The following is a 16049-nucleotide window of genomic DNA, read 5'->3' as shown; positions in this document are numbered from 1 at the left end:
GCGCTCGGCGCAGGCCCCCTTCGGTCTGTTCCCGCCCGGTCAGCGGACGACCTTGATGTTGAAGGTGGCGGTGTCGAGTCGACCGTAGAGGCGCAACCAGAGCGGCAGCAGCATCTCGGTGCCCCGTGCGGTGGAGAGGTCGCCGAGGTCGATCACGTCGGTGTGGCCGAAGCTGACCAGCAGCCCGGTGACGATCCGCTTGGCCTCCGCGTCGTCGCCGGAGACGAAGACACTGTGCGCGCCTTCGGCCAGCTGATGCGGGTGCGCCATCAGCTCGGCGGTCACCGTGTTGAGGGACTTGACCACCCTGGTCTGTGGAAACTCGCGCTGGATGCGTTCGGCGAGGGAGTCGGTGTTGACCACCGACAGGGTGGGTGGAAAGCCCGCACCGAAGTCGAGCGGGTTGGCGATGTCGAGCAGAACCTTGCCGGCCAGGTTCGGTGCGCCGGCCGCGGCCAGTGCCGGGAGCGAGCCGTTGCCGTTCGTGGCGTTCACCACCAGCTCGGCGCCGCTGGCGGCTTCGGCGAGGCTCGCCAGGCCGACCTCGGGGTGCTGCGCCGCCCAGTGGGCGTGGTCGCCGGCCCGGATGGCCGCGACGTCGCGGGTGCCGATGGTCACCTGGTGACCCAGCTCCGCCGTGCGGGCGGCGATGGCTCGACCGACCGAGCCGGTGCCGAGGACTGCGATGCGCATGTCGATCGATCCTCCGTCGGGACAGTGGATCGGCTGATGCCGATCACAGGCAGGCTAACAGACAGGTCTGTCTACCGCAGCCCTCTAATGAGCCGCAGAGGTGTCGGCGGTCGGCCCTCTCTGGACCCCGGCGGTGCGGCGGTACGGTTGGTAGTCCTTTGGAGCTGATGTCACAAACGAGTCATCCGCCGTCGCCGGCCGGTGCCTTCCGCTGATGTCATAAGCGATTCAGCTCCAAAGCGCCCCGAGCCCATGTCCCGCCCCTCGCCCGCGAAGGCCGTCGCGACGTCGTCGTGCCACAGACGCGCGGCCCTCGCGGGGTCGCCGAAGCCGGAGGCAGTGCCCCCGTAGACGAAGTCGTCTATAGGATCAGGGCTGCCATCAGCAGAACGAGGGAGCACCGATGCCCGCGCCCCGTACTCCGGCCGGCTCGGCCAGGGACCGGATCCTGGACACCGCGTTCCGGCTCTTCTACGCCCACGGGCCACGCGGCGTGGGGGTGGACACGGTGATCGCCGAGTCGGGCGTGGCCAAGGCGACGCTCTACAAGCACTTCCCGCGCAAGGACGACCTCGTGCTGGCGTACCTCGATCGGGTCGACCAGGCGTGGTTCGGCGCGTTGCGGTCCGCGGCCCGGGATGCCGGCGACGAGCCACGCGACCAACTGGTGGGGATGTTCGACGCGCTGACCGGCGCCTGTCGCCGGGAGGGCTACCACGGCTGCGCGTTCATCAACACCGCGGCCGAGTCCGCCGCTGGGCCGGTGCACGCCCGGACGGTCGAGCACAAAACCGTGGTCCGTGCCTGGGTGACCGAGCTGGCCCGCCGGGCCGGCGCGGCCGACCCGGAACTGCTGGCCCAGCAGCTCACCCTGCTGCTGGACGGCGGGCTCGTCGCCGGTGTGCTCGACGGCGACCCCCTGATCGCCGACGCGGCCCAGCGCAGCGCCCGCACGCTTGTCGACGACGCCCTGCGCTGAGCGACGACCGTCGGAGTAGCGGGAATACTGCCAAGATCCGTTAGAGTTCGTCGGCCGGGTGCGGGGCGATCATGCCCTGCCTCGTCCTGGTCGCGCACAGCTCGGCCAGCCGCTCGTAGGCCGCAGCGCCGATCAGCGCGGTCAGCTCCGGCCCGTACGACAGGTACATCGGCTCGGTGCCGACGTGCGCGTCCGTCGAGGAGGTGCACCACCAGTCCAGGTCGTGCCCGCCGGCTCCCCAGCCCCGCCGGTCGAACTCGGACAGGGTGGAGACCAGCACCTTGCTGTCGTCTGGTCGCTTCACCCAGTCCTGATCGCGGCGGATCGGCAGTTGCCAGCAGACGTCCGGCTTGTATTCCAACGGGTGCACCCCGTCGCGCAGCGCCTGGGCGTGCAGGGCGCAACCGCCACCGCCGGCGAAGTCGGCGTCGTTGAGGAACACGCACGGAGCGTCGGGGCTCCGGGTGGCGGTGCGGCGGGCCGGGTTCTTGCCGTCGATGGTGTCCTCGTCGGTCCAGTTCTTGAACCCGCGCCGGAAGTGCTGCCAGGTCGACGGGGTCAGCCGACGGACGGCGTTGCGAACCCGCTTCTCGTCGTCGGAGTCGGTGAAGAACGCGCCGTGCGAGCAACACCCGTCGGCGGACCGGCCGGCGATGATGCCGTGGCAGCCCTTGCCGAAGATGCAGGTCCAGCGGGAGAGCAGCCAGGTCAGGTCGGCCCGGATCAGGTGCGTCTCGTCGGCCGGGTCGGTGAACTCGATCCACTCCCGAGGGAAGTCCAGAGGCACCTCACGGCTGCGCGGGTCACCCGGGTCGTCCACCAGCACACGGAGCTCCATCGTCACTCGGCCCAGCGTACGCGCGGTGACGTCCGCAGGCCGGCGAGCCGCGCAAACGTGTTGCGCCTACTGTCTTCATCATGCGACTGGGTGTCCTCGACGTCGGATCCAACACGGTGCACCTCCTTGTGGTGGACGCGCACCACGGCGCGCACCCGTGGCCGGCGCACTCCGAGAAGGTGGTGCTCCGGCTGGCCGAGCAGATCGGCCCCGACGGCGCGCTGACCGAGGCGGGCGCGGACGGCCTGGTCAAGGCCGTGAGCATGGCCAAGGCGGCGGCTGCCGGGCTGGAGGCCGACGACCTGATCGCCTTCGCCACGTCCGCGGTGCGCGACGCCACGAACGCGGCCGAGGTGCTGGCCCGGGTTCGGGACGAGACCGGCGTACGCCTGGCGGTGCTCTCCGGGGCGGACGAGGCGCGCTCGACGTTCCTGGCCGTCCGGCGGTGGTTCGGCTGGTCGGCCGGCCGGCTGCTGGTGCTCGACATCGGTGGCGGCTCGTTGGAGATCGCCGCCGGCATCGACGAGGACCCGGAGGTCGCGGTCTCCCTGCCGCTCGGCGCCGGCCGGCTGACCCGTGAGCGGCTACGGGTCGACCCGGCGAGCACGGCCCCGCCGTCGGCGGAGGCCGTCGAGAAGCTCCGGGAGTACGTGGACAGCCGGCTGGACAAGGTGGTGGACCAGATCACCCAGGTCGGCTGGGACCGGACGGTGGCCACCTCGAAGACGTTCCGCACGCTGGCTCGACTCGCCGGGGCCGCTCCGTCCGGCGCCGGGCTGTGGGCGCGACGCAGCCTCACCCGGGCCGGTCTGCGGCAGGTGATCGGTTTCATCCGGCACATCCCACCGGCGCAGTTGATGGAGTTGGAAGGGGTCAGCGCGGGTCGGGCGCACCAGTTGCTGGCCGGTGCCGTGGTCGCCGAGGCGGCGATGCGCCGTCTGGATCTGGACTCGCTGGACATCTGCCCGTGGGCGCTGCGGGAGGGCGTCATCCTCCGCCGGCTCGATCAATTGGAGCCGATCTGATCCGGCGGCCGTTTTCGGTCGGTTTGCCGGCGCTCGTCACGATGCCCCCGGCGCTGCCGGGCTACGCTGGCTGATGTGACTTCCCGCGTTCCCGTGCTCCTGTCCAGCTCGTCGGTCTTCCCCGAGCCGACCGCGGCGGCGTTCCAACTGGCCGCGGCGCTCGGCTACGACGGCGTCGAGGTGATGGTCTGGACCGACGTGGTCAGCCAGGACGCGGGTGCGCTGCGCGGCCTCTCCGCGCACTACGACGTGCCGGTGCTCTCGGTGCACGCGCCCTGCCTGCTGGTCACCCAGCGGGTGTGGAGCCCGGACCCGTGGGAGCGCCTGCGCAAGGCCGCCGAGCTGGCCGAGACGCTGGGCGCGCCGACCGTCGTGGTGCACCCACCGTTCAGCTGGCAGCGCGACTACGCGCGTAACTTCGCCGAGGGTCTGGCCACCGTCGCGGAGCGGTTCAGCGGGCTGCGCTTCGCCGTCGAGAACATGTACCCGGTGCGGATGGCGGGCCGGCAGTTCGTCCCGTACGTGCCCGGTTGGGACCCGACCGACGCCGGCTACCCGTCGTACACCCTGGATCTGTCGCACTGCGCGGCCTCGCACAGCGACCCCCTGGAGATGGCCGACCGGATGGGCGCCGGGCTGGCGCACGTGCACCTCGGTGACGGCACCGGCGAGGGCCGCGACGAGCACCTGGTGCCCGGGCGGGGTACCCAGCCCTGCGGGGAGCTGCTCTCCTCGCTGGCTGGCCGGGGCTTCACCGGGGCGGTGGCCGTGGAGGTCGCCACCCGGGGCGCGAAGAGCCGCGCGGTGCGCGAGGCGGACCTGCGCGCCGCGCTGGAGTTCGCCCGCCAGCACCTGACCGCGCCGTCACCTGTCGACGCCTGACCCGTCCGCCCGCTACCGGGCGATGTCGCTCAGCTGACCGGTGAGAGGGAGTCGGTGGCGGAGGTCGGCTGCGGGGCGACAGTCACCTGCTCGCCGACCGCCGCGCGCTTGCGGGCCCGGTGCGCGGCGACGTGCGAGCGGGTGGCGCAGCGCTCCGAGCAGAACCGCCGGCAGCAGTTGGACGACGTGTCCAGGTAGACGTTGCCGCACCGCTCGTCGGCACAGACCCCGAACCGGGCGCTGCCGTACTCGCAGAGCCAGACCGACAGCCCCCAGGCCGCGCCGGCCAGGTATTCGGCGCTGACCGAGGCGCCCCGGCTGGTGACGTGCATGTGCCAGTCGCTGGAGTCGTGCCCGGAGATGCGCGGCTGCACCGGGAACGCCTCGAGCAGCGCGTTCAGCTCGGTGACCGCCTGGGCGTCCCGGCCCGAGGTGCCGTACTCGAAGACGTCGCGCAACCGTTTCTGCGCCCGGCGGAAGATGGCGACGTCCCGGTCGGCGACCTCGTCGCGCATCCAGCCGTGGTCGTCGGTGAAGAGTGCCCGCAGGTCGTCGAGGTCGTCCAGGCGGGCGTTGACCAGGTCAACACCGGTCCTGGCGTACGCGTCGAAGTTCACACCCCCAACGGTAGACGACTCAGCGGGTGCGCGGCGCGTCGATGTAGTGCGGCAGGAACCGCGCGTAGCCGTCGGTGATCAGACTGGCGCTCTCCCGCACGCCCACGCCTGCCGACTCGCCGTCGACGATCCAGCTGCCCAGCACCATCCGGTTGCCGGCGAACTGCGGCAACGCCCGGAACTCCTGGTAACACCAGCCCTCGTCGCCGTAGATCCCCGGGTTGGTGATCTCCTCGTCGGCGGTGACGATGCGTACCGAACCGCCTTCGCGGCCGAGCAGCGGCTTGGCGACGTACTCCGGCATCCCGCGCGGCGAGTCGAGGTACGCCGGGAGCAGGTACTCGTGGCCGGGGTACAGCTCCCAGAGGACGGCGAGCAGCGCCTTGTTGGAGAGCAGCAGTTTCCAGGCCGGCTCGATCCAGGTGGTCGGGGTGCCCGGGGCCAGGGCCGCCGGCCCGTACGGCTCGGCCAGCATCCACTCCCACGGGTAGAGCTTGAAGCAGGTGGTCACCGGGCGGTCGTCGGCGTCGACGAAGCGCCGACCGTCCCAGCCGATCTCCTGGATGGGTTGGAGCTCGACGCTGAGGCCGGCCTGCCGGGCGGTCTCGGCGAGGTAGCCGGCGGTCATGTGGTCCTCGCCGGACTCCTCCTCGTTCGACCAGAGCACGTGCACCGAAGGGTCGTGCAGCCCAGCCCCGATCTTGGCCCAGGCGCCGACCAGTCGCTCGTGCAGGCTGTTCCACTGGTCCAGCTCCGGCCGGGTCTGCTCCAGCCAGTACCACTGGATGATGCTCGCCTCGACGAGCGCGGTGGGGGTGTCCGCGTTGTACTCCAACATCTTCGGCGGCCAGGTGCCGTCGTACGCGAGGTCGAAGCGCCCGTACAGGGTCGGTGGCGCCTCCCGCAGCGACCGGGCCACCGCCTCGGCCGCCCACTGCGGGATGCCGAACTCGGCGTACCGGCGCTGCGCCACCACGTGCTCGGCGGCGGCCACCGACATCCGGTGCAGCTCCTCGGTGGCCTCCTCCAGCCGCAGCACCTCGTCCAGGTCGAACGCGTACGCGGCGGTCTCGTCCCAGTACGACATGATCCCGCCGTCGGGCAGCTCGGTGTCGACGTAGACCAGACCCTGCGACCGGATGGTGGCGTCCCAGTCGGGGCGCGGCGTGACCGACTCGCGGCGCACGTCAGCCGCCGCAGGCGGCGAGGTGGGTGCCGAATCCGCCGCGTTCGGGCAGGGCGGCGGCGGTCGGCTCCGGGGCGGTGCGACCGGCGGCCGGGTCGCTGACCCGCATCGCCAGCGCGACGGTGTCGCCGCCACCGACCGGCCCGAGGGCGCAGTCGTCGTCATCGTCGTCGTCCGAGGTCATGTTGCAGCCGGAGAGGGCGAGCGCGAGGGCGGTGAGCGCGCCGAGCTGCACGGAGGCCGAGCGGAGTCGGCGGCGGGGGCGTTGGTCCACGGCATCGTTGTAGCCGATCGACGCCACCGCCGCCGCCCCGCCCCCGGGCCGAGGTGGCCCGGCCGCCCCTCGGCGGGGCCCCTCGCAGGGGCGTTACGCTCGGCTCATGCTCCGTTCCGTCATCCTCGCCGCCTCCCGGTCATCCCAGGTCGAGCGGCTCGTCGCGACTGCCCCGTACACCCGGGACGTCGTCCGCCGGTTCGTCGCCGGCGCCGCCACCGACGACGCGTTGCGCGCGACCCGCGGGCTCGTCGACGACGGCCTCGCGGTCACCCTCGACCACCTCGGTGAGGACACCGTCCGCCCCGAGCAGGCCACCGCCACCCGCGACGAATACCTGAAACTGCTGTCGATGCTCGGCGCCGCCGGGCTCACCCCGGCCGCCGAGGTGAGCGTGAAGCTCTCCGCCCTCGGCCAGATGTTCGACGAGCAGTTGGCGTACGACAACGCGCGGGCGATCTGCGCGGCGGCCGACGCGGCGGGCACCACTGTCACCCTGGACATGGAGGACCACACCACCACCGACTCGACGTTGGAGGTGTTGAGCCGGCTGCGCAAGGACTTCCCGTCGACCGGCGCGGTGCTCCAGGCGTACCTGCGGCGGACCGAGTCGGACTGCCGGGAACTCTCCTCGGCCGGGTCGCGGGTGCGGCTGTGCAAGGGTGCCTACAAGGAGCCGGAGTCGGTGGCGTACCAGTCGACCCGTGAGGTGGACAAGTCGTACGTGCGCTGCATGAACATCCTGATGTCCGGCGACGGTTACCCGATGCTGGCCACCCACGACCCGCGGATGATCGCCATCGGCGAGGACCGGGCCCGGTGGTTCGACCGGGGTCCCGAGCGCTTCGAGTTCCAGATGCTCTACGGCATCCGCCCCGAGGAGCAGGCCCGGTTGGCCGGCGAGGGCTACACGGTGCGCACCTACGTCCCGTACGGCGACGAGTGGTACGGCTACCTGATGCGCCGGCTCGCCGAGCGCCCCGCCAACCTGGTCTTCTTCGGCCGTGCCCTGATCTCCAAGAAGTAGTTCCCGCGCTTCGGCGCGACGGGCCGGCGGCGACTCCTCGGGGTCACCGCCGGCCCGTCTCGCTATCCGGCTTGCCAAGCTTGGCTAAGTGGCTTAGCTTTAAGGCTATGACAGCTAGCCAGGTGCGGCGGGGCGACGGACACATCGCGTACGAGGCGCGGGGCGAGGGGCCGTTGGTGGTCCTCGCGCACGGCATGGGCGAGAACAGGGCGAGCTTCCGGCACCTCGTGCCGCTGCTGGTGGCCGCCGGTCACCGGGTCGCCTCGGTCGACGTCCGGGGGCACGGCGAGTCCAGCGCCGGGTGGCCCACGTACGCCCCGGCGGAGGTCGGCGCGGACCTGCTGGCCGTGGTCCGTGACCTCGACGCCGGCCCGGCCGTGCTGGTCGGCAGCTCGTCCGCCGCGGCGGCGGTGGTGTTCGCCGCCACCGACGCGCCCGAGCTGGTCAGCGGCATCGTGCAGATCGGCGCGTTCGTCGGTCAGCCGAAGCTCAACCCGATGCTGCGGATGGCGATGTGGTCGGTGCTGCACAGCCCTCGCCTGTTCGGGATGTTCCACAACACCCTGTTCCCGGTGCACCGGCCCGCCGACGACGCGGCGTACCGTCGATCGATGGTGGCCAACCTGCGCGAGCCCGGTCGGATGGCCGCGACGCGCGGCGTGATCGCACCGGCGGAGCCGCACTGGACCGCCCGTGCCCGGCAGGTGCGGCAACCGGTGCTGGTGCTGATGGGCTCGAAGGACCCGGACTTCCCCGACCCGGGAGCCGAGGCGCGGGCCGCCCGGCGGCTCTTCGGCACCGCCGAAGCTCGGATGATCGAGGAGTCCGGCCACTACCCGCACGCCGACCGGCCGCACCGCACCGCCGACAAGCTGCTCGGCTTCCTGGCGGTGTGCGCCGGTGCCTAGGGTCGGCCTCAACCAGCAGACCGTCGTACGGGAGGCGGCCCGGCTGGCCGACGAGGTCGGCTTCGAGCAGCTCACCCTCGCCGCGCTCGCCAGCCGGCTCGGGGTGGCGCTGCCCAGCCTCTACAAGCACGTGCGGGGGGCGGACGCGCTGACCCAGAAACTGGCCGCCCTGGCCACCGCCGAACTGGCCACCGAGATGACCACCGCCGCCGTCGGCCGCTCCGGTGGCGACGCGCTCCGCGCCATGGCGGACGCCTACCGTGGCTACGCCCTGCGGCACCCCGGCCGCTACCCGACCACGCAGCGGGTGCCGGACCCGGCCGATGAGGAACACGTGGCGGCCGGCGAACGCGCCGTCGGCGCGGTCTTCGCGGTGCTGCGCGGGTACGGGCTCACCGGGGACGACGCGGTGGACGCGACCCGCGCGCTGCGCAGCGCCCTGCACGGCTTCGTGACCCTGGAGGCCGCGGGCGGCTTCGGTCTGCCCCGTGACGTCGACCGCTCGTACCACCAGTTGGTCGCGAGCATGGACATCTCGTTCCGTTCCTGGCCGCGCACCGGCGGGTGAGCGAGCGGCCGGGGCGGCCTCGCCGCGTCCAGGTAGTGGTCGTACCCTTCGGCGGGTGACTGACGAGGTGCAGCAGCCCGTACCGCGGCGGCTCTGGCCGCTGTGGACGGTGCTCGTGGTGGTCGTCCTGCTGCTGGGCTGCGGCCTGCCGGCGGCGCTCGTCGTCGGAGTGATCCGGGAGACAGGCTCCCGCGCCACTGTCAGCCGGGTCGGCGCCTCGTCGGCGGACGATCCGGCCACCGCCGTGGCCCGGGGGTTGTCCGACCTGATCACCGCCCAGCTCCACCGGCAGTCGGCGGCACTGCTGGGCGGTGACCGCGCCGGGTTCCTCGCCGTCGCCGATCCCGCCGCCCACAACGACCTGCGTCGACGCTTCGCCGCACTGCGCGAGCTCAAGGTGACCGGCTGGCGGGCCGAGCCGAGTGGCCTGCCCGTGCCGATCATCGGCAAGCCCGGCGAGTGGCGGCTGCTGGTGCGCTTCCAGTACTGCTTCGTCACACCGAACTGCCGGCCCAGCCCGGTGCTGATCGGCACCCGGTGGCGGGAGAACGGCGACCAGCCCCGGATGGTCGCCATGGAGGAATCCAAGTCGGTGGAGACCGGCACCCGGCCGTGGGAGATCAGCAACCTGGCCGTCGCCGTCGGCGCGCGGACCATCGTCGCCACCACCCCGGCCCTGCGCGGCAAGCTGCCCGGCCTGCTCGCGCAGGCGGAGGCGGCGGCGAAGGTCGCCGACACGTACGCGGTGACCGGCTCACCGCCGGACCGGTACCGGATCTTCTACGCCGGGCGCACCGAGTGGCAACGCTGGTACGGCGGGGATCGTCCGGAGTGGACCGGCGGCTACGCGGTGACGGTGGGCGGCGGCCACCACGAGGTGGTGCTCAACGCCGAAGGGCTCACCAACAGCGGCACCGACGACCTGCTGCGGCACGAGCTGACCCACGCGGCGTCGCTGCCGGAGCGCGGCTACCCGGGCAAGCTCACCTGGTGGTTGGTCGAGGGCCTGGCCGAGTTCGCCGGCGCCGGCGGCCAGGCGGTCGACCGGTACGAGGGGATCGCCGACGTGCGCAAGATGGTCCGGGGCGGCTGGGACGGCAAGTTGGAGGGCGTCAACCCCGCCGACGACGCCTCCGCCGAACGGGTCGCCGCCAGCTACGGCATCGGCTACCTGGCCGTTCGGCACCTCGTCGACAGGTACGGGCCGCTGCGGCTGCTCACCTTCTTCAAGACCGTGGTGCACGACGGCAGAACCATCGACGCGGCCTCCGAGAAGGCGTTCGGTGAGCAGTGGTCGACGCTGCACGACGAGTGCGTGGCGTACGTCCGCGCCACCGCCGCCTGACGCAGCTCGCAGGCGGTGCGGCGGTGCGCCGTACCATCGATGGGTGCGCCGTTCCCAGTCGTCACGGCCCGCCAGCACCACGCGGCCCCGCCTGCTCATCGCCCTGACCGCCGTCGTCGTCCTCACCGCCACGACCGCCGCCTCCTGCGGCGACGAAGGCCCCGATCTCGCGCTGGCGTCGGCCACCCGCAACCCGGTCACCGAGGTGATCGACGCACCCGCCACGATCACCGCCCGCGCCGCCGCCACCCTCACCGCTCCCGCCGACGGCACCCTCTCCAGCCTGCGCGTCCAACCCGGACAGCGGGTCAAGCGCGGTCAGGTGCTGGCGGTGGTCGACTCGCCGAGCGCGCACCAGCGACTCCGTCAGGCCAAGGAGGCGCTGGCCGCCGCGAAGCGCGCCGGCCGAGGCGTCGGCGCGGGCAGTCTGACCAGCAGCCGGCGTGGCACCGACAAGGCCGCCGACGAGGCGTTCGACGCGGCCCGCAAGGCCGCCGAGAAGATCGCCGACCGGCAACTGCGCGACGCGCTGCTCACCCAGGTGACGTCCGCGCAACGCCAGTACGCTGCCGCCGCGCGCAGCGCCGACCAGGCGGTCCGCGCCGTGCAGCGGGGGGTCAACGGGTTGAGTTCCGCCGTCGGCGCGCTCTCCGCGGCGCAACGGCTCCAGGCCCAGCAGGCGTACGACCTGGCGAAGGCGACGGTCGACGCGTTGACCCTGCGCGCCCCGATCGCCGGGGTGGTGCAGCCCGGCGGCACCCGGGCCGGCGGCGGGGCGAATGCTGGTCTGGCCGGGCTGTTGGAGCAGGCCGGTGGCGCGCAGGCGGCCGGCCTCGACCCGTCCGTGCTGGCCCCCAGCCAGGGCGGCCCGCCCCCCGGGGTCGACGACGCCGTCGCAATCGGTGGTCAGGTCACCGCCGGCACCCCGGTGCTGACCGTTGTGGACACCGGGCAGTTGGGCCTGCTCGCCGAGGTGGACGAGACCGATGTTCTGCTGGTCAAGGCCGGCGTGCCGGCCACCGTCGAGTTGGACGCCGTCACCGGCGCCAGCTACGACGCGGTGGTCCGCTCGGTCGACGTGCTGCCCACCAACTCCGCGCAGGGCGGGGTCACCTACCGGGTCCGCCTGGCGCTGGGCGCCGGGAAGCTGGCCGAGGACGAGCCCGCTCCCACGCCCCGCCCCGGCATGAACGCGATCGTGCACCTGCGGGTACGCGAGGCCGTCGACGCCGTGACGGTCCCCGCGTCGGCGGTGTTCTCCGCCGACGGCCGGGACGCGGTCTGGGTGATCCGTGACGGGAAGGCGGGCCGGGCGCCGGTGACCGTGGGCGTCCAGGGGTCCGACCTGGTGCAGATCCTCAACGGCGTGCAGCCCGGCGACCGGATCGTGGTGCGCGGCGCGGACCAGGTTCGCGACGGCCAGGAAGTCCGGTGAGCGAACCGGCCGTCGCGGACCCGGGCGGCGATCCGCCGAAAGGCAAGCGCGTTCCGGCCATCGAGGCGGTGGACGTGTCCCGGACGTACCAGCTCGACGGGGTGTCGGTGGAGGCGCTGCGCGGGGTGTCGCTCACCGTGCAGCCGGGGGACTACGTGGCGCTGGTCGGCCCGTCCGGCTCGGGCAAGTCCACCCTCATGCACCTCCTCGGCGGGCTGGACCGGCCCACCGGTGGCCGCCTGGTGATCGGTGGACGCGACGTCAACGCCCTCGCCCCACCGGAGATGGCGACCCTGCGCAACGAGACCATCGGCTTCGTCTTCCAGGCGTTCCACCTGCTGCCGCGTACCTCGGCGGTGGAGAACGTGGCGTTGCCGCTGGTCTACCGGGGGGTCCCGGCCCGGCGGCGGCGGGAGCGGGCGGCGGCGATGCTGGGCCGGGTCGGCCTCGGGCACCGGCTGGATCACCGGCCCAACCAGATGTCTGGCGGCGAGCAGCAGCGGGTGGCGATCGCCCGCGCGCTGGTCACCGAGCCGACGGTGCTGCTGGCCGACGAACCCACGGGCAACCTGGACAGCGCCACCGGCGCCGCCGTGCTGGGGCTGTTGGAACAACTGAACGCGGAGTCGGGGGTGGCCCTGGTGATGGTCACCCACGACCAGGAGGTGGCGGCCCGCGCCCAGCGTCGGATCACCATGCGCGACGGGGTGGTGGTGGCGGACAGCGGCGACCCCCGCTCCGCTCATGATCGACCGCCGTCCGTTGATCACGGTCGACCTGCGACACTGTTCCCCGCTCCCAGCGCGGAGCCCCGGTCCGCGTCCGGAAGCGGTCCGGGGCACCCGTCCGGTGGCTCCGGTGGCGCCGCCGGAGCCACCGGGCGCCTTCCGCGCGAGGTCGAGCGACCCGAGGCCGACCGGGGCGAGGCGCGGGAGAGCGCCGCGGGCCCGCGCGCGGTCGAGCGACCCGGAGGTACGGCGTGAGGGTCGCCGAGGCATGGCGGGTGGCACTGGACGCCCTGCGGGCCAACCGGCTGCGCAGCGCGCTGACGATGCTCGGGGTGATCATCGGGGTGGCCTCGGTGGTGCTGCTGGTGGCGATCGGCACCGGTACCAAGCAGAAGGTCGAGCAACAGGTCGAGGGGCTCGGCTCCAACCTGCTGCTGGTCGTCCCCGGCCGCATCGAGGTGGGCAACGCGCCCGTCGTCTCGCCGCTGACCCTCAAGGACGTGGACGCCGTCACCCGGGTGGTCGGCGACCCCGACCGGGTGGCGGTAACCGTCGCCTCCGGGGCGACCGCGCGGGCCGGCGCCCGTTCCGACTTCACCACGGTGCAGGGCGTCCTGGAGACCACCCCGGCGGTGTTCACCCGCTCGCTGGCGCGGGGACGCTACCTCACCGGCACCGACGTCGACACCAGCCGCCGGGTGGCGGTGCTCGGTGACTCGGTCGCCCGTGCGCTCTTTCCCGACCGGGACCCGCTCGGCCAGCAGGTGGCGCTGGCCGGGGTGCGGTTCCGGGTGATCGGTGTCTTCGCGCCGCTCGGGCAGAGCCTCGGCGTCGACCGGGACGACGAGGTGCACGTGCCGGTGACCGCCGCGCAACGACTCTGGGGCACCCAGCGGGTCGACGGCATCGCGGTGAAGGCGCCGGACCGGGAGCGGATCGACGAACTGGGCCAACGGATCGTCGCCGAGCTGAACCGCCGCCACCCGGACACCGAGTTCAGCGCCGTCACCCAACAGCAGATCCTCGGCGTGCTCGGCGACATCCTCGGTGTCCTCACCGGCGTGCTGGCCGCCATCGCCGGCATCTCGCTGCTGGTCGGCGGCGTCGGCGTCTCCAACATCATGCTGGTCAGCGTCCGGGAGCGGACCCGGGAGATCGGGCTGCGCAAGGCCGTCGGCGCGCGCCCCCGCGACATCGGCGTGCAGTTCCTGCTGGAGGCGGTGCTGCTCACCACGATCGGCGGGTTGACCGGGATGGCCCTGGGCGTGGGAACCGCCCTGCTCGTCGACGCGCTGTCGCCGATCCCGGCGGCGATCACCTGGTGGTCGTTGGCGCTCGCCTTCGGGGTTTCGGCGGTGGTGGGCATCGTCTTCGGGGTGGTTCCCGCGCAACGCGCCGGCCGGCTCGACCCGGTGGTCGCGCTGCGCACCGAATGAGCGGCAAAGGAACAACCGGACGACGGGCGCGGACGGGCCGATACCGGGAGCACGGATCGGGTGAACCGGCCACCGAAGCGTGATCAGTTGCAGGAAGGGATCGCGCCGGTCACAACCGCCCCGCTACCGTACTGGTAACACGCGCGTCGTCGGCCCGGCCCGGAGCATCCGTCGGGTTGGCACGCGCCGGGCATGGGATGGGTCGGTGAGCCATGGCCGGGTCACAGTCCGACGGACGGCTGTCGGAGGTCAAGTTCCTGACCGTTGCGGAGGTGGCGACGGTCATGCGGGTGTCAAAGATGACCGTCTATCGCCTGGTGCACAGCGGTGAGCTCACCGCCGTCCGGGTCGGCCGGTCGTTTCGGGTGCCCGAGCACGCGGTGCACGAATATCTCCGGGGTGCCTTTCAGGAGACCGCCTGAGCCACCGCCTCACCCTCCGATCGTCGGTTGACCGGCATCGGTGGGCGTGAGGGGTGAGCTCGCGTGCCCCGGGTCGTGCGCCGGAAGCGGCCGCGACGGGGGCGCGTTGGTCCGGCTGACGCCCTGCGGCTACCCTGGAACCCGACCGAGACCCCACCGGTGCGCCCCGCCGCCCAGACTGGTCCGGTCCGTTGTCCGCAAGCGGTCGCCGTCGCCACCTGCGTGGTGTCATCCGGTCCGCCCCGCACGTTGTATCGAAAGGCTGTCGTATGGGCTCGGTGGTCAAGAAGCGCCGTAAGCGCATGGCTAAGAAGAAGCACCGCAAGCTGCTGCGCAAGACCCGCGTCCAGCGTCGCCGTCTCGGCAAGTGATCGCCGCCGGGCTCAGGCCCGGCGTTCGGCGTCACTTGCCAAACTGTCGACCTCCGGAGGCTCAGGTGATCAGGCCGTGGTCGTCCCGGCTCGGTCCATCCTGCCGGCGTAGGTGCGTCAGATGACCCCCGGTGGCACCTCAGGTGCTCCGGGGGTCGTCGTCGTCACCGGAGTGGGCCGTTACCTGGGAGCCCACGTGGCGGCCCGACTGGCCGCCGACCCCCGCATCGAACGGGTCATCGGGGTCGACGCACCTGACTCCGGCATCGAGTTCACCGACCTGCTGGACCGGGTCGAACGGATCCGCGTCGACAGCGGTTCCCTCGGTGGCCTCCTCGCCGACCTGGACGTCGACGCGGTGGTGCACCTCGCGCTCGTCACCTCACCCGACCCGCAGCACGGTGGCCGGTCCGGGATGAAGGACCAGAACGTCATCGGCAGCATGCAGATGCTCGCCGCCTGCCAGCGGGCACCCCGACTGCGCAAGCTCGTGGTCCGCTCGTCGACCGCCGCCTACGGGGTGTCGTTCCGGGACCCGGCGGTCTTCACCGAGGAGACCGAACCCCGCGAGGTGCCGCGCGGCGGTTTCGGCCGCGACATCCTCGACCTTGAGGGGTACGTGCGCGGCTTCCGCCGCCGTCGGCCCGACGTCACCGCCACGGTGCTGCGCTTCGCCCCGTTCATCGGCTCGACCGCGGACACCACGCTGACCCGCTACTTCTCGCAGCCGTTCGTGCCGACCGTCTTCGGCCGTGACCCCCGCCTGCAGTTCCTGCACTTCGACGACGCGTTGGAGGTGCTGCACCGGTCGATCGTGGAGGACCATCCCGGCACGTACAACGTCGCCGGCCCCGGCGTGCTGTCGCTGTCTCAGGCGATCCGGCGCGCCGGCCGGGTCGCCGTGCCGGTGCTGGAGCCGGGTCTCTCCGGGGCCGCCGCGCTGGCCCGCACCATGGGCTTCGGCCGCTACGGCCTGGACCAGGTCGACCTCTTCGTGCACGGCCGGGTGGTCGACACCAGCCGGCTCGAGCAGGAGTACGGCTTCACGCCCCGGTCGACCGCCGAGGCGTTCGAGGACTTCATCCGGGCCCACCACGGTGGGGTGGTGGTCACCCGGGATCAGCTGGCCGCCGCCGAGCAACTCGTCCTGGACGGCATCCGGCAGGTGCGCTCGGCGGTCCGGGAGCGGTCATCGTGAGCGCGAGGAACGAGCCGGTTGTGCGAGTCCCGCAGTCGCGAACCGAGGCGGCATCGTGAGCGCGAGGAACGAGCCGGTTGTGCGAGTCCCGCAGTCGCGAACCGAGGCGGCATCGTG

General features: G+C 72.6%; 18 protein-coding genes. 13 read left to right on the top strand and 5 right to left on the bottom strand.

The genetic code is table 11. The features are described 5' to 3' along the window. Positions 1–39: 39 nt before the first annotated feature. Positions 40–693: an NAD(P)-binding domain-containing protein gene (locus AB0877_RS20700; RefSeq protein WP_366610728.1), complete on the bottom strand. Its 654-nt coding sequence runs from the start codon at positions 691–693 to the stop codon at positions 40–42. 403 nt (positions 694–1096) lie between these two features. Between AB0877_RS20700 and AB0877_RS20695 the strand changes: the two genes are divergently transcribed. Next, a complete protein-coding gene (locus AB0877_RS20695) occupies positions 1097–1672 on the top strand; it encodes a TetR/AcrR family transcriptional regulator (protein ID WP_366610726.1) in 576 nt (191 codons plus the stop codon). 40 nt (positions 1673–1712) lie between these two features. On the opposite strand, the gene AB0877_RS20690 is transcribed toward AB0877_RS20695, so the two are convergent. Further along, positions 1713–2510 (bottom strand): hypothetical protein, encoded by a 798-nt coding sequence (locus AB0877_RS20690; RefSeq protein ID WP_366610975.1) that lies wholly within the window; start codon positions 2508–2510, stop codon positions 1713–1715. A gap of 80 nt (positions 2511–2590) precedes the next feature. Between AB0877_RS20690 and AB0877_RS20685 the strand changes: the two genes are divergently transcribed. Continuing rightward, on the top strand, positions 2591–3535 hold the full coding sequence (locus AB0877_RS20685) for a Ppx/GppA phosphatase family protein (protein WP_366610725.1): 945 nt from the start codon (positions 2591–2593) through the stop codon (positions 3533–3535). A 75-nt stretch (positions 3536–3610) separates the two neighbouring features. Continuing rightward, positions 3611–4417 (top strand): sugar phosphate isomerase/epimerase, encoded by an 807-nt coding sequence (locus AB0877_RS20680; RefSeq protein WP_366610723.1) that lies wholly within the window; start codon positions 3611–3613, stop codon positions 4415–4417. 29 nt (positions 4418–4446) lie between these two features. Here AB0877_RS20680 and AB0877_RS20675 read toward each other — a convergent pair whose 3' ends face one another. From AB0877_RS20675 to AB0877_RS20665, 3 genes are read right to left on the bottom strand one after another with little or no spacing between them, the layout of a single operon-like run. Continuing rightward, positions 4447–5034 (bottom strand): CGNR zinc finger domain-containing protein, encoded by a 588-nt coding sequence (locus AB0877_RS20675; protein WP_366610721.1) that lies wholly within the window; start codon positions 5032–5034, stop codon positions 4447–4449. Positions 5035–5053: 19 nt separating this feature from the next. Beyond that, complete coding sequence (locus tag AB0877_RS20670; protein WP_366610720.1) at positions 5054–6220, bottom strand: glutathionylspermidine synthase family protein; 1167 nt, start codon at positions 6218–6220, stop codon at positions 5054–5056. Position 6221: 1 nt separating this feature from the next. Continuing rightward, positions 6222–6494: a hypothetical protein gene (locus AB0877_RS20665; protein ID WP_366610718.1), complete on the bottom strand. Its 273-nt coding sequence runs from the start codon at positions 6492–6494 to the stop codon at positions 6222–6224. A 106-nt stretch (positions 6495–6600) separates the two neighbouring features. Here AB0877_RS20665 and AB0877_RS20660 point away from each other — a divergent pair, with 106 nt between their 5' ends. From AB0877_RS20660 to AB0877_RS20615, 10 genes are all read left to right on the top strand, one after another. Beyond that, positions 6601–7521: a proline dehydrogenase family protein gene (locus AB0877_RS20660; RefSeq protein WP_366610716.1), complete on the top strand. Its 921-nt coding sequence runs from the start codon at positions 6601–6603 to the stop codon at positions 7519–7521. A 107-nt stretch (positions 7522–7628) separates the two neighbouring features. Continuing rightward, positions 7629–8429 (top strand): alpha/beta hydrolase, encoded by an 801-nt coding sequence (locus AB0877_RS20655; protein ID WP_366610714.1) that lies wholly within the window; start codon positions 7629–7631, stop codon positions 8427–8429. Next, on the top strand, positions 8422–8997 hold the full coding sequence (locus AB0877_RS20650; RefSeq protein WP_366610712.1) for a WHG domain-containing protein: 576 nt from the start codon (positions 8422–8424) through the stop codon (positions 8995–8997). Before AB0877_RS20655 ends, AB0877_RS20650 begins: the two co-directional genes overlap by 8 nt. A 55-nt stretch (positions 8998–9052) precedes the next feature. Further along, entirely contained in the window at positions 9053–10342 is a 1290-nt protein-coding gene (locus AB0877_RS20645; RefSeq protein WP_366610710.1) for a hypothetical protein, read from the top strand. Between the two features lie 43 nt (positions 10343–10385). After that, a complete protein-coding gene (locus AB0877_RS20640) occupies positions 10386–11777 on the top strand; it encodes an efflux RND transporter periplasmic adaptor subunit (protein ID WP_366610709.1) in 1392 nt (463 codons plus the stop codon). Beyond that, positions 11774–12760, top strand: coding sequence for an ABC transporter ATP-binding protein (locus AB0877_RS20635; RefSeq protein ID WP_366610707.1), 987 nt, complete (start codon positions 11774–11776; stop codon positions 12758–12760). Before AB0877_RS20640 ends, AB0877_RS20635 begins: the two co-directional genes overlap by 4 nt. Further along, positions 12757–13941 (top strand): ABC transporter permease, encoded by a 1185-nt coding sequence (locus AB0877_RS20630; RefSeq protein ID WP_366610705.1) that lies wholly within the window; start codon positions 12757–12759, stop codon positions 13939–13941. Before AB0877_RS20635 ends, AB0877_RS20630 begins: the two co-directional genes overlap by 4 nt. A gap of 212 nt (positions 13942–14153) precedes the next feature. Beyond that, on the top strand, positions 14154–14363 hold the full coding sequence (locus AB0877_RS20625; RefSeq protein WP_007465625.1) for a helix-turn-helix domain-containing protein: 210 nt from the start codon (positions 14154–14156) through the stop codon (positions 14361–14363). Between the two features lie 269 nt (positions 14364–14632). Then, a complete protein-coding gene (locus tag AB0877_RS20620) occupies positions 14633–14734 on the top strand; it encodes an AURKAIP1/COX24 domain-containing protein (protein WP_007465623.1) in 102 nt (33 codons plus the stop codon). Positions 14735–14855: 121 nt separating this feature from the next. Beyond that, complete coding sequence (locus tag AB0877_RS20615; RefSeq protein ID WP_366610703.1) at positions 14856–15932, top strand: NAD-dependent epimerase/dehydratase family protein; 1077 nt, start codon at positions 14856–14858, stop codon at positions 15930–15932. Positions 15933–16049 lie beyond the last annotated feature (117 nt).

The organism is Micromonospora sp. NPDC047644 (genome assembly GCF_040704315.1).
GTDB lineage: Bacteria > Actinomycetota > Actinomycetes > Mycobacteriales > Micromonosporaceae > Micromonospora.
Note: the sequence above shows the minus strand (reverse complement) of the source record. Positions and strands in the feature narration are given on the sequence as shown.

What these genes read in the sequence shown, in the direction of transcription:
- AB0877_RS20700 (WP_366610728.1), bottom strand. Translation starts at nt 693, where the DNA reads ATGCGCATCGCAGTCCTCGGCACCGGCTCGGTCGGTCGAGCCATCGCC.
- AB0877_RS20695 (WP_366610726.1), top strand. Translation starts at nt 1,097, where the DNA reads ATGCCCGCGCCCCGTACTCCGGCCGGCTCGGCCAGGGACCGGATCCTG.
- AB0877_RS20690 (WP_366610975.1), bottom strand. Translation starts at nt 2,510, where the DNA reads ATGGAGCTCCGTGTGCTGGTGGACGACCCGGGTGACCCGCGCAGCCGT.
- AB0877_RS20685 (WP_366610725.1), top strand. Translation starts at nt 2,591, where the DNA reads ATGCGACTGGGTGTCCTCGACGTCGGATCCAACACGGTGCACCTCCTT.
- AB0877_RS20660 (WP_366610716.1), top strand. Translation starts at nt 6,601, where the DNA reads ATGCTCCGTTCCGTCATCCTCGCCGCCTCCCGGTCATCCCAGGTCGAG.
- AB0877_RS20655 (WP_366610714.1), top strand. Translation starts at nt 7,629, where the DNA reads ATGACAGCTAGCCAGGTGCGGCGGGGCGACGGACACATCGCGTACGAG.
- AB0877_RS20625 (WP_007465625.1), top strand. Translation starts at nt 14,154, where the DNA reads ATGGCCGGGTCACAGTCCGACGGACGGCTGTCGGAGGTCAAGTTCCTG.
- AB0877_RS20620 (WP_007465623.1), top strand. Translation starts at nt 14,633, where the DNA reads ATGGGCTCGGTGGTCAAGAAGCGCCGTAAGCGCATGGCTAAGAAGAAG.
- AB0877_RS20615 (WP_366610703.1), top strand. Translation starts at nt 14,856, where the DNA reads ATGACCCCCGGTGGCACCTCAGGTGCTCCGGGGGTCGTCGTCGTCACC.